This is a genomic window from Furfurilactobacillus curtus, assembly GCF_045862785.1.
In the GTDB taxonomy this organism is placed as follows: Bacteria; Bacillota; Bacilli; order Lactobacillales; family Lactobacillaceae; genus Furfurilactobacillus; species Furfurilactobacillus curtus.
In genome coordinates this window covers 125,796-137,615 of record NZ_BQXO01000004.1, presented here as the reverse complement: position 1 = coordinate 137,615, position 11,820 = coordinate 125,796, and the positions used below count along the sequence as shown (strand labels likewise).

The following is an 11,820-nucleotide window of genomic DNA, read 5'->3' as shown; positions in this document are numbered from 1 at the left end:
TTTTTTGTTTTTAGCGCAACATAGTGTGCAGTGCTTTGGCCATGACTTTAGGATCCTTTTCATAGTGATGCATCCGGGTCAGTTGACTGTCTGGAATACCAAGGAATTTATAAACGGCAACTTGAGCACAGCGGATGGAATATTGTTCAGTAAAGACCATGTCAAATGGTAACTCGGCAAATTGACTGATGAAAGCTAAATTGTGACTGTGATCGGGAACGACTTTCGGTCGATCACCAACTGCACGTCGATTAAATAGTGCGCTAGCGTATGGCATAAATACTGGTACGACATTTTCAGTGATGGACATAATTTCTTCAAGATGATCGCCAATTTTATCTTGACCTTCGTCGACTTCGTTCAGATGGCCAATCAACTCAATTAGAATTTCACGTCCAGTCATTTCCATGAATGTTTTATCAACATAGTCACCTTTACGCCGTGGATACATGACATACCCCCAAAAGGTTGTTTCATTCTCCTTTTGTGCATGGAAGTGTGGTTGATGATGGACCACAATTGACATTAGACCGTTGCTATCGATCCAAGTGTTTAACGCATTGCCTGGCTGTTGTTGAGTGATGCGGGTGATTTGGTTGAGGAGATAGTGATTGTCATTAGTAACAGTGTAGCTTAACCACTCACTTTGTCCCCGATCATTAAAGAACTTGTCGGGGTGGCCTAAGTTGTAGAAATGGTCCGTTGCTTGTTTCCACAATTGAGCGCTAGGGGCATACTCAGGATTCTCTTTAACGGGTGTATCCATATCGCCAATGGATGAACTGTCGGTTACTGAGCCATTTGTATCGAAAACAAAGTCAGTTTCATTGACGTCGACGTGGCCGGCCTGATGATCACCGTCAATTTCTTCATAATCAAAACCAGTCACAATAATGTCGTCTCGTAACGGCGTGTCTTTAAAAGTTAATTGTGTGACTTTGCGGTTATTAATGAAAGTGACACCCTGGTCTTGTAAAAATTGGCGCATTGGCAAGATGATGCTCTCATATTGGTTGTAGGCCGTCCGAGTCACGCCTGCCAATGTATTAATTCGGCTAAATTCGAGAATCATTCGATTCATGTATCGCCGTAATTCCATGGCCGAACTTTGACGTTTGAACGCAAAAGTTGTTTGCCACATGTGCCAAAAGTTAGTTGTAAAGAAATGTGGTGAACTAGCAAAATATTCATCAATTCCGACATCGTTTAACTGCTGTTCCTTGCTTTCAGGTAGCATTACCAACTTCGTCAACAGGTAACGGTCACGATTGTCAAATTGCATATGGCGGTAATCATTCTCGTCACCCTTGTTATGAATTCCGTTGACCTTATCCATTAAACGAGCAACATCGTGGGTCGGGTGCGCATGATCAAAGTCTAGAATTTCTTCGGTGATGGATTTGCCTGGTTGATCTAACGAGGGAACAAAGCGACCAATGTCCCACAAATTTTCGTATGTTTCTTCATTTAACATTCGGCCACCTTTGGCTAAAAAGCCGTGATGGTTGGTTAACTTCGAGTTGCCGTATTCTGTTTCGAAGTCACTAGTGGGGGCACCATCGTTAGCACCATGGGTTTCTAATCCATACATGGTGATTTGGTCGCCGTGCCAGCCACCATCACGAATCAAATATAAACCAGCGGATAAGTTCCCAATACCAGTTCCAATCATGTATGCGTGTTGTGCCATTTTGACAACCTCCTACAGTTGATTACTGTTTCTGATCGTGGTTAAGAGATGTTCAACTTGTGATAATGCGTTATCGAAAGTTAAATAATACCGGTGATGAAGACCTTCCTGGGTAATGGCAACCAAACCAGCTTGTCGCAAAATTTTTAGATGATGCGAGACCGTTGGCTGAGACAGGTTCATTTGCGCCGTCAATTCGGTAACAGTCAGCCCACCTTGTACGTGTGCACCCAACAGGATAATGAGACGTTGTCGATTAGGGTCGGCAAGGGTGTTGAGTAGGTCCAAGTTATCAATAAATTCTGTCAGAGCTTGTTGCTGTGCGGGTGTTAATTCTGTGTTAGAACTGTCCTCAGACATGATGACTACCAGCCTTCATTGATACATTTAACTTCATGAATATTGTAACGCCAAGTTCTAACTGTTGCAATCGCTTACATTACCTCTATGTCACCAAAATTTGGACCGTTGACCTATCACTGATGAGACGTTTGCCACAGGATAACTAAACCGGTCGCTACCCATAAATAGGGGAAGAAGGGAAGCCTCGTTTGACCGTCTCGCCGAAAATTGTTGGCGAGGGCCATTATGGAAGCCATAAAGATGGTTAAAGTTGCTGTTTGAAAATCGAAAGTTAACCAACTGATCGCAAAAAAATCTAAATCGCCTTTACCCAACCATTGATCAGTGAAGCGACATTTGTTAAGAAGGAGATAGCAAATGATGACCATTAACAAATGGTAAACAGTGGGGGGATTTAATAATAGACCAGTTAAAAGCAAACCGAGCAAACCAAGCACTGGTACTTGCAGTTGGACTGCATCAGTAACGCTTAAGGCGAGCAGGATTAAAATGAATAATAATTGCAGCAAAAATTGCTGAGGCGTTCGTGTCTCATAGGATAAGACACCGACTACTCCCGTCATTAATTCTGCTAATGGATAGAGCGATGAGATTTTTTGCCGGCAATTGTGACATCGACCAATTTGTAACAACCATCCCAAACAAGGCAATAGTTGCCACCAAATTAAGGTTATGGCACAATAGTCGCATTGGGAGCGGGCAAGCAAAATCGGTTGATGCGTTAAATGGCGGTTGGTCACACACATCACAGTTGATGCCAATGTGCTACTCATGACAAAGATAAGGCTGGTCGTAATGAACGTCATTGAAAAAACTCTCCATTTTTTATTTAGACATACGGAACTTGACTGAAAAACAATGTGAAATCCGCTGAGAAACCTTGACGATGAGTAGGTGTGATGATATTCTATTAAAGGTGCTTTTTTGTGAAAGTGTCTGCCATCTATGGCGGCTGGAACTTAAACAGCAATCATTTGTGGAAAACAGATTTGGGTTTTCTTTTTTTAATAGTCAAAAAAGAACCGCCTGGATGTGTGGACTTAAACTGAAACGAAAATTTGGAAGGAGGACTTTTAGATGCCAACGATTAACCAACTCGTTCGTAGTGGTCGAAAATCTAAAACGTCAAAATCAGATGCCCCAGCTTTAAACTTCGGGTACAACAGCTACAAGAAGGAACAAACTAATAATGCAGCACCACAAAAACGTGGGGTTGCCACTCGTGTCGGTACAATGACACCAAAGAAACCTAACTCAGCTTTGCGGAAATATGCCCGTGTGCGTTTGTCTAACTTGATTGAAGTTACGGCTTACATTCCAGGTATCGGTCACAACTTGCAAGAACACAGTGTGGTCTTAATTCGTGGTGGGCGTGTGAAGGATTTGCCTGGGGTTCGTTACCACATCATTCGTGGTGCGCTCGATACTGCCGGTGTCACTGACCGGAAGCAGAGCCGTTCTAAATACGGTACTAAGAAACCTAAGGCTTAATCAAGAAAGGAAGATAGACGATGGCTCGTAAAGGACATATTCCAGCACGTGAAGTGTTGCCAGACCCAATTTACAACTCAAAGCTGGTTACCCGTTTAATCAACCGCTTGATGTTAGACGGTAAGCGGGGGACAGCTTCAACAATTTTGTACGCTGCCTTTGATCAAATCAAGGAAACGACCGGTAATGAACCTTTAGAAGTATTTGAAGAAGCAATGAACAACATTATGCCTGTATTGGAAGTTAAGGCTCGCCGTGTTGGTGGTTCTAACTACCAAGTGCCAATCGAAGTTCGTCCTGAACGTCGAAGCACATTAGGCCTACGTTGGTTAGTGCAATACTCACGGTTACGTGGTGAACACACCATGACAGAGCGTTTAGCACGTGAAATCATGGATGCTGCCAACAACACTGGTGCGTCAGTTAAGAAGCGTGAAGACACTCACCGGATGGCAGAAGCCAACCGTGCCTTCGCTCACTACCGCTGGTAATCATCCCTGGCCCCTTAGGCTGGTAGTACGCCTTGACACCCATCATTTCATGCGGTGTCATTTTTGGGGTAAAGGGTTGTTAAACGTAATTTAAAGGAGATAACAATGGCTAACAAACGTGAATTTCCGTTGGAAAAGACGCGTAATATTGGGATCATGGCCCATATTGATGCCGGTAAAACGACGTTGACTGAACGGATTTTATATTACACGGGTAAGATTCATAAAATTGGTGAAACCCATGATGGGGCTTCACAAATGGATTGGATGGCCCAAGAACAAGAACGTGGGATCACGATTACTTCCGCTGCGACAACCGCGCAATGGAAGGATCACCGAATCAATATCATTGATACTCCAGGGCACGTGGACTTCACGATCGAAGTTGAACGTTCTTTGCGGGTGTTAGATGGTGCGATTGCGGTCCTAGATGCGCAAGCTGGGGTTGAACCTCAGACAGAAACGGTTTGGCGTCAAGCTTCAACGTATGATGTTCCCCGTATCGTGTTCGTAAACAAGATGGACAAAATGGGGGCCGACTTTGACTTTTCCGTTGATTCATTGGGGGATCGGTTACAAGCTAACGCTCACGCCATCCAAATGCCAATCGGTGCTGAAGATGATTTCGAAGGGGTTATTGACCTAATCGAAATGAAGGCCGACTTGTACGACGAAGATGCTTTAGGGACGGAATGGGACACAGTTGATATTCCAGAACAATACGCTGCAGAAGCGCAAAAGCGTCGCGATGCATTGGTTGAAGCTGTCGCTGAGTCAGACGACGACTTGATGGAAAAGTACTTGAATGGTGAAGAAATTAGTAAGGAAGAATTGAAAGCTGGGATTCGTCGGGCAACCTTAGCTAACGAATTCTTCCCAGTTCTTGCCGGTTCAGCTTACAAGAACAAAGGGGTCCAGATGTTGATGGACGCCGTTGTGGACTACTTACCATCACCAGTAGATGTTAAGCCTTACACGGCGACTGATCCAGAAACCGGTGAAGAAGAAGACCTAGTTGCCGGTGACGATAAAGACTTTGCTGCCTTAGCATTTAAAGTAGCCACTGATCCTTACGTTGGTCGTTTGACGTTTATCCGGGTTTATCAAGGGACATTGGAATCAGGTTCTTACGTGTTAAATGCCACTAAAGATAAGCGTGAACGGGTTGGACGTTTACTACAAATGCATTCTAACCAGCAAAATGAAATTCCTGAAGTCTTTTCTGGGGATATCGCAGCGGCCATCGGTTTAAAGAACACCACCACTGGTGATTCACTAACTGATGTTGACCACCCATTACACTTGGAATCAATGGTCTTCCCCGACCCAGTTATCCAAGTTGCTGTTGAACCGAAGACTAAAGCCGACCAAGACAAGATGAATAATGCCTTGCAAAAGCTGTCTGAAGAAGACCCAAGTTTCCGTGCCGAAACAAACCCAGAGACTGGTGAAACATTAATTTCTGGGATGGGTGAACTTCACTTGGACATCATTGTTGACCGGATGAAACGTGAATTCAAGGTGGATGCTACCGTTGGTGCTCCTCAAGTTGCGTACCGTGAAACAATTACGAAGTCTGCCCAAGTCGAAGGTCGTTTCATTCGTCAGTCTGGTGGTAAAGGTCAATATGGTGACGTTTGGATTGAATTCACACCTAATGAAACAGGTAAAGGTTACGAATTCGATGACGCTATCGTTGGTGGGGTTGTGCCTCGTGAATACATTCCATCAGTTGACCAAGGACTTCAAGAAGCGATGGCCAATGGGATGATTGCTGGTTACCCAGTTGTTGACGTTAAGGCTAAGCTTTACGATGGTAGCTACCATGATGTCGATTCCTCTGAAGCTGCCTTTAAGATTGCCGCATCCTTAGCTTTGCGTGAAGCGGCTAAGAAGACTGCGCCAGTTATCTTGGAACCAATCATGAAGGTTGACATTGTTGCACCTGAAGACAACCTTGGGGACGTCATGGGTCACGTAACTGCTCGTCGTGGGACGGTTGATGGTATGGAAGCACGCGGGAACGCCCAAGAAGTTCATGCCTTTGTACCTTTAGCTGAAATGTTCGGTTATGCAACAACCTTGCGTTCATCAACCCAAGGCCGTGGGACCTTTACCATGACATTTGATCATTACTCAGCTGTGCCAAAGGCTGTTCAAGAAGAAATTATCAAGAAAAATGGTGGTAACCACCACCCAGAAGACTAATTATTCTTAGTTAGAAAAAAAGCGGTTCATCAAGGCGACTGTCGTTGCTTGATGAACCGCTTCTTTTTTTATCGAAACGACTTGGTGGCTAAATTATTAGTAATTTTCGCGAGTAAAGGCGCCAAGAACTTGGTTGCCTCCTTTGGCAACCAATGTTGTGAGCAGTTCGTCAGTTGCAGCCATTACGTGGTCGGCGGTGATTTGATTGGCGCTTGTTAATGCTTCAGTCAGCTCATCACCGGTCAGACCGTTTAATTGTTGGTCTAGTTCGGCGATTCGTTGATGACCGTAGCCAAGTGTCTTTTCTTGGTAACTCTCGACGTCACTGATGAGCAATTGAAAATGGTCGGCAACGATCAAACTAATCAAGCGGTTTGCCCAATAAGCATTGTGGCTGTCGAGACTATTAGTGGTGTCACGGTAACTAGCGGGGGTGTCATTAACATTGGTGAAGAAGGGAACTAATGTGTTAAAGGGATTGGCAGCCATGGCAACCCACTGGATAGCCGAACGACCAGCTGGTAAATTAGGGCGCAGTTGCAGCACACATAGTTCTTGCGTGCGATTGATACCAATCGGTCGAAACGGTGCGGTTGCTCGGGAAGCACCCAGTGCAAACGGATCATAGGGGGTATCTTGATAATGTGAGCTGAGAACATATTTGATATCTTCGATGGTGATTTTTTTGTCCGCATAGCTGATGAAAGGTAAGCTATCGCTCATTGGATCTTGATCGGTAACGCTGTCTGAACTGAAATAACGCTGTGCATACCAAGCTCGAGGTGTGTTGTAATGATGATCCAATTGGGAATGTGAGCCGAAAATTTCACGAAAGTTGAAGCCTTGTCCCAAATTTAAGTGATTATCTTTAACAAATTGTTGTAAGTCATCGGCAAACATGAAGTGATCAGGATCATCAAAGTCAATTTCTTGGATGCCTGTCTGATTGGGGGCCACCACGTAGGCATCGTCGGGAATACGTTGCGCGACCCAGTGGTGACCACCTGCTGTTTCCATGTACCAAATTTCATTAACATCTGAGAAAATGATCCCATTTGATTCGTAAGTGCCATAGGTTTTCAGAATTTCGCCCACGCGTTTTACGCCTTCACGAGCTGAATGAATGTACGGTAAGGTAACAGTGAGCAAATCTTCTTCACCCACGCCATTTGTGACAAGCGGGTCGGCACCTAATATACGTTCGTTAGTGGTGATTGTTTCGGTCGCGCTCATGGCCACATTATCCGCGTTGATGCCAGCTTCGCCCCAAATGCCGCTAGTGGCAACCGCGTTGGGAATTGCGGTATAACGTAGCGGGTTGTCAGGAAGTTTTAAAGTAAACTTGCTAAGTTTAGCGTGGTAATCACGTGGTTGATTACCTGGTTTGACGACAACAAATTTTTTAGGATCGACAGCGGTGCCTGCGTCTTCGTTGCGAGCAATCAATGTTGAACCATCATAACTAGCCAACCGGCCAACCAAAATAGTCGTACATGTGCTTAATTCAGATAAAGACATAATAAAAGCCTCCAAATTGTAATGACAAACAGGATTCTCTGTCAGCATAACACTTTTGGTGACCTTTATTTTTTGTGTTTCTTCTATATAAAAGGGAAGCGTAAGCATTCTGTGGAACATTAATCGGTAACATTAGCGCCTAAGGTCTGTTCAAAATGGCGCAGTGCCCATTCATGCCCAGCTTGGTCAAAGGAAGCCACGGCTTGACGGGGAACGGTGAGCCGGTAATCAAGATTATACGCATCCACAGCTGTATGCAGGACGCAAATGTCGGTGCAAACGCCGGCGACGGTTAGATTGGTTATTTGACGACTGCGTAGATAATTATCCAGATTTGTATTAGCAAAGGCGCTATAGCGATTTTTATCGAAGTAATAGACGTGGTCGTTGTCACGGTGTTCTTGGTACCAAGTTTCTAAATCGCCAAAAAGTTGTCGGCCCCAGGTACCTTTTAGATTATGCGGCGGGAAAAGCTTGGTTTCAGGGTGATAGGGATCAACGCCATCGTGTAAATCAGTTGGGAAAATGACGTAATTGTCATTGTCCAAGAATTGATTGGCGAGTGATAAAATTGCGGGGGCGATCTGTTGGCCAGGTGTGCCGGTCGTTAATGCCCCTTTTTCGGCGACAAAATCATTCGTATAGTCGATAATGAGTAGGGCCTGCTTGCCAAAATCCATGACATTTTCCTCCTTGAGCAGTAAAAAATAGGTAATCGCAACTGAACAAAACTAGTATAAGGGGTTACCTTTAGGAAAGAAAAGGATTTTAGGCTGAATGACCAAAATAAGTTGAAAATTGACGGAACCCGGGGATTAAATAATGGGATCGTGTTATGTTACATTAATTGCTGATTGTACGGCACCAATTTTGTCATCAAAATGCAATTTACAGTTTTTAATAAACCCTTGTCATTACAGCTTTCTGCTGGTATAGTAGTTAAGTGCTTGTGCGAAACAAGGGACAATTGTGTTCTGATTTGCATGACATCAAGCGAGCGATGATGTGGAAGGTTGCGACACACCCGGCCGCTTTGCCACGGAGGTGTGGCGGTAATTTCCATGGAGCTAGCCTATTTCGAAAAATAGACGTGAGGAGGGAACATTTATGGCAAGTAAGAAAATTCGTATTCGCTTAAAGGCTTATGAGCACCGGATCCTTGATCAGTCAGCTGACAAGATTGTGGAAACGGCTAAGCGGACTGGTGCTGAAATTTCAGGACCAATTCCGTTACCAACTGAACGGGTATTGTTCACAGTGCTACGTTCACCACATAAGTTCAAGAAGTCTCGTGAACAGTTCGAAATTCGGACTCACAAGCGTTTGATTGACATTGTCAACCCAACTGCTAAGACAGTTGATTCATTGACTAAGCTTGAATTACCAAGCGGCGTTGATATCGAAATCAAGCTTTAATTCGGTTCTATCTGGTGAGTAATCACCATATGAATACTTAAATACAATATATTGGAGGTGTACTCATGACCACAAAAGGAATCTTAGGGAAAAAGGTCGGGATGACGCAGGTCTTCACCGAAAATGGGGAATTAATCCCAGTTTCAGTTATCGACGTAACTCCTAACGTAGTTTTGCAGGTTAAGACTGTTGAAAATGACGGTTATAACTCAATTCAGTTAGGGTTCGATGACAAACGTGAAGTTCTGTCTAACAAGCCCGAACAAGGTCATGTAGCAGCAGCAAAAACGGCTCCTAAGCGCTTCGTTCGTGAAATTCGCGATGTTGAGCTAGGAGACATGAAAGTCGGTGACGAGCTCAAGGCTGACGTCTTCGCAGAAGGCGAAACAGTCGACGTCACGGGTATCACTAAAGGACATGGGTACCAAGGTAACATCAAAAAGGACGGACAGCATCGTGGACCAATGGCTCACGGTTCTCGTTATCACCGTCGCCCAGGTTCAATGGGTGCCATTATCAACCGTGTTTTCAAGGGTAAGCCACTTCCAGGACGGATGGGTAACCACAAAGTAACCATGCAACACTTGCAAGTTGTTCGCACTGATGTTGAAAACAATGTTTTGTTGATTAAAGGTAACGTTCCTGGTGCTAACAAATCATTTGTGACAATCAAAAGCTCTGTTAAGGCCGGCTTGAAGAAGAACAACCGCCACAGTGAAAAATAATTTAAGGGAAGGGAGGACAAACAGCTATGACTACCAGCGTTGATTTATTTAAACAAGACGGAAAGAAGTCAGGCACAGTTGAACTTAATGATGCTGTGTTTGGTATCGAACCTAATAACAATGTCATCACCGATGCCGTATTGATGCAGCGTGCATCTTTGCGCCAAGGCACGCACGCCGTTAAAAACCGCAGTGCTGTCTCCGGTGGTGGTAAAAAACCATGGCGTCAAAAAGGGACTGGTCGTGCTCGTCAAGGATCAATCCGGTCACCACAATGGCGTGGCGGTGGAATTGTCTTTGGACCAACTCCACGTTCATACGCCTACAAGTTGCCACAAAAAGTGCGTCAATTGGCAATGAAGTCTGTTTTGTCACAAAAGGTGTTAGACAAAGCCTTGGTTGTTGTTGATGCTTTAGAATTCAAAGCACCTAAAACAGCTGAATTTGCCTCAGTTTTAAACAACCTGAAAGTTGCTGAAAAGACCCTTATTGTGGTTGAAGATGACAACGAAAACGCAGCTTTGTCTGCACGCAATTTGGCTAATGTTACGGTACTAACGGCTAAAGGCGTCAATGTTTTGGACGTTGTTAACAACGACAAGATGGTGATTACCCAATCTGCTCTTTCTCAGGTAGAGGAGGTGCTCGCATAATGGAAGCACGTGATGTGATTTTACGTCCAGTTATTACCGAATCTTCAATGGCCGACATTGATGACAAACGGTACGTTTTCGACGTTGACACTCGTGCAACCAAGACTCAGGTTAAGCACGCGATCGAAGAAATCTTCGATGTAAAAGTGATTAAAGTTAACATTATGAATGTCAAAGGTCACTTGAAGCGTCAGGGTCGTTACAGTGGTTACACAAAGAAACGTCGTAAGGCGATCATTACTTTGAGCGCTGACTCAAAGGCAATTGAACTATTTAACGAAGAATAATCTCAGCTTCAAATCTATGCGCCGCTGGTGTTCGGCTCCTCACAAGGGACAACCAGCCACGGCACGAAAATCTTAGGAGGAAAGTATAGTGGGTATTAAGAGTTATAAACCAACCACTAACGGTCGTCGTAACATGACCGGCTCCGACTTTAGTGAGATTACCAAAACGACCCCTGAAAAGTCGCTATTGGAATCACAAAGTCACCGAGCAGGACGTAACAACCAAGGCCACATGACGGTTCGCCATCGTGGCGGTGGTACTAAGCGCGCCTACCGGATTATCGACTTTAAACGAATTAAAGATGATTACAAAGCAACGGTCAAGGCGATCGAATATGATCCAAACCGAACTGCTAACATCGCTTTATTGGTTTATGAGGACGGCACAAAGTCATACATCTTAGCACCGAAGGGTCTGGAAGTTGGCACTGTTGTTGAATCTGGTCCAGAAGCAGATATCAAAGTTGGGAATGCTTTACCACTGGTAAATATTCCAGTCGGGACTGTTATTCATAACATTGAATTGAAGCCTGGTAAGGGTGGTCAGATTGCCCGTTCAGCTGGGGCTTCAGCCCAGTTATTGGGTAAAGAAGGCAAGTATGCCATGCTTCGCTTGGCTTCCGGTGAAGTTCGGATGGTCTTAGTTGCTGGTCGTGCCACGATCGGGGCCGTTGGTAATGAACAACACGAATTGATCAACTTAGGTAAAGCTGGTCGTAAGCGTTATTCTGGTCAACGTCCACATGTTCGTGGATCAGTTATGAACCCTAACGATCACCCACATGGTGGTGGTGAAGGTAAAGCGCCAGTTGGTCGTCCATCGCCAATGTCACCATGGGGTAAGAAGACTGCTGGTAAGAAGACGCGGAACCACAAGGCTCTATCAAACAAGCTGATTGTGCGTGACCGTCGGAAGAAGTAAGCACGTCGATAATTAGTCGTTAATAACATGAACGCGTTAGCTAACCGCTAACTGAG

At 44.6% G+C, this 11,820-nt stretch carries 13 protein-coding genes; 8 read left to right on the top strand and 5 right to left on the bottom strand.

The genetic code is table 11. The features are described from left to right. Positions 1-10: 10 nt before the first annotated feature. The 3 genes from ACKTR2_RS07940 to ACKTR2_RS07930 form a co-directional block, all read right to left on the bottom strand. Positions 11-1,690 carry an oleate hydratase gene (locus ACKTR2_RS07940; protein WP_407884262.1) on the bottom strand — a complete coding sequence of 560 codons (1,680 nt, stop codon included), beginning with the start codon at positions 1,688-1,690 and terminating at the stop codon, positions 11-13. A 12-nt stretch (positions 1,691-1,702) separates the two neighbouring features. Next, positions 1,703-2,050, bottom strand: a complete 348-nt coding sequence (locus tag ACKTR2_RS07935) for an ArsR/SmtB family transcription factor (protein ID WP_407884261.1) — start codon at positions 2,048-2,050, stop codon at positions 1,703-1,705. 116 nt (positions 2,051-2,166) lie between these two features. Next, on the bottom strand, positions 2,167-2,826 hold the full coding sequence (locus ACKTR2_RS07930; RefSeq protein ID WP_407884352.1) for a prepilin peptidase: 660 nt from the start codon (positions 2,824-2,826) through the stop codon (positions 2,167-2,169). A 304-nt stretch (positions 2,827-3,130) separates the two neighbouring features. Between ACKTR2_RS07930 and rpsL the strand changes: the two genes are divergently transcribed. The 3 genes from rpsL (at position 3,131) to fusA (ending at position 6,243) form a co-directional block, all read left to right on the top strand. Then, entirely contained in the window at positions 3,131-3,544 is a 414-nt protein-coding gene (gene rpsL, locus ACKTR2_RS07925; RefSeq protein WP_017262644.1) for a 30S ribosomal protein S12, read from the top strand. A gap of 20 nt (positions 3,545-3,564) precedes the next feature. Next, positions 3,565-4,035, top strand: a complete 471-nt coding sequence (gene rpsG, locus ACKTR2_RS07920; protein WP_407884260.1) for a 30S ribosomal protein S7 — start codon at positions 3,565-3,567, stop codon at positions 4,033-4,035. A gap of 105 nt (positions 4,036-4,140) precedes the next feature. Then, complete coding sequence (gene fusA, locus ACKTR2_RS07915; RefSeq protein ID WP_407884258.1) at positions 4,141-6,243, top strand: elongation factor G; 2,103 nt, start codon at positions 4,141-4,143, stop codon at positions 6,241-6,243. Between the two features lie 96 nt (positions 6,244-6,339). Here the strand turns inward: fusA and ACKTR2_RS07910 are convergent, their stop codons facing one another. Together ACKTR2_RS07910 and ACKTR2_RS07905 are read right to left on the bottom strand one after the other, a co-directional pair. Next, positions 6,340-7,761 carry a C69 family dipeptidase gene (locus ACKTR2_RS07910; RefSeq protein ID WP_407884256.1) on the bottom strand — a complete coding sequence of 474 codons (1,422 nt, stop codon included), beginning with the start codon at positions 7,759-7,761 and terminating at the stop codon, positions 6,340-6,342. Between the two features lie 119 nt (positions 7,762-7,880). Then, positions 7,881-8,441 carry a cysteine hydrolase family protein gene (locus tag ACKTR2_RS07905; protein ID WP_407884254.1) on the bottom strand — a complete coding sequence of 187 codons (561 nt, stop codon included), beginning with the start codon at positions 8,439-8,441 and terminating at the stop codon, positions 7,881-7,883. 427 nt (positions 8,442-8,868) lie between these two features. On the opposite strand from ACKTR2_RS07905, the gene rpsJ reads away from it, so the two are divergent. The 5 genes from rpsJ to rplB all read left to right on the top strand — a co-directional run bounded on the left by rpsJ (position 8,869) and on the right by rplB (position 11,764). Beyond that, entirely contained in the window at positions 8,869-9,177 is a 309-nt protein-coding gene (gene rpsJ, locus ACKTR2_RS07900) for a 30S ribosomal protein S10 (protein WP_407884252.1), read from the top strand. Between the two features lie 65 nt (positions 9,178-9,242). Further along, positions 9,243-9,902, top strand: a complete 660-nt coding sequence (gene rplC / locus ACKTR2_RS07895) for a 50S ribosomal protein L3 (protein ID WP_407884250.1) — start codon at positions 9,243-9,245, stop codon at positions 9,900-9,902. A 26-nt stretch (positions 9,903-9,928) separates the two neighbouring features. Next, positions 9,929-10,555, top strand: coding sequence for a 50S ribosomal protein L4 (gene rplD, locus ACKTR2_RS07890; protein WP_407884248.1), 627 nt, complete (start codon positions 9,929-9,931; stop codon positions 10,553-10,555). Further along, the gene (gene rplW, locus ACKTR2_RS07885; RefSeq protein WP_407884246.1) at positions 10,555-10,842 is read left to right on the top strand and encodes a 50S ribosomal protein L23; all 288 of its coding nucleotides are present in this window, start codon (positions 10,555-10,557) and stop codon (positions 10,840-10,842) included. Before rplD ends, rplW begins: the two co-directional genes overlap by 1 nt. Before the next feature lie 88 nt (positions 10,843-10,930). Next, positions 10,931-11,764, top strand: coding sequence for a 50S ribosomal protein L2 (gene rplB / locus ACKTR2_RS07880; RefSeq protein WP_407884244.1), 834 nt, complete (start codon positions 10,931-10,933; stop codon positions 11,762-11,764). The last annotated feature ends 56 nt before the right edge of the window (positions 11,765-11,820 follow it).

Excerpts from the sequence above, each read along its gene's own strand:
- ACKTR2_RS07935 (WP_407884261.1), bottom strand. The coding sequence starts at position 2,050 with ATGTCTGAGGACAGTTCTAACACAGAATTAACACCCGCACAGCAACAA.
- ACKTR2_RS07930 (WP_407884352.1), bottom strand. The coding sequence starts at position 2,826 with ATGAGTAGCACATTGGCATCAACTGTGATGTGTGTGACCAACCGCCAT.
- rplW (WP_407884246.1), top strand. The coding sequence starts at position 10,555 with ATGGAAGCACGTGATGTGATTTTACGTCCAGTTATTACCGAATCTTCA.
- rpsJ (WP_407884252.1), top strand. The coding sequence starts at position 8,869 with ATGGCAAGTAAGAAAATTCGTATTCGCTTAAAGGCTTATGAGCACCGG.
- rplC (WP_407884250.1), top strand. The coding sequence starts at position 9,243 with ATGACCACAAAAGGAATCTTAGGGAAAAAGGTCGGGATGACGCAGGTC.
- ACKTR2_RS07940 (WP_407884262.1), bottom strand. The coding sequence starts at position 1,690 with ATGGCACAACACGCATACATGATTGGAACTGGTATTGGGAACTTATCC.
- fusA (WP_407884258.1), top strand. The coding sequence starts at position 4,141 with ATGGCTAACAAACGTGAATTTCCGTTGGAAAAGACGCGTAATATTGGG.
- rpsL (WP_017262644.1), top strand. The coding sequence starts at position 3,131 with ATGCCAACGATTAACCAACTCGTTCGTAGTGGTCGAAAATCTAAAACG.
- ACKTR2_RS07905 (WP_407884254.1), bottom strand. The coding sequence starts at position 8,441 with ATGGATTTTGGCAAGCAGGCCCTACTCATTATCGACTATACGAATGAT.
- rpsG (WP_407884260.1), top strand. The coding sequence starts at position 3,565 with ATGGCTCGTAAAGGACATATTCCAGCACGTGAAGTGTTGCCAGACCCA.
- ACKTR2_RS07910 (WP_407884256.1), bottom strand. The coding sequence starts at position 7,761 with ATGTCTTTATCTGAATTAAGCACATGTACGACTATTTTGGTTGGCCGG.
- rplD (WP_407884248.1), top strand. The coding sequence starts at position 9,929 with ATGACTACCAGCGTTGATTTATTTAAACAAGACGGAAAGAAGTCAGGC.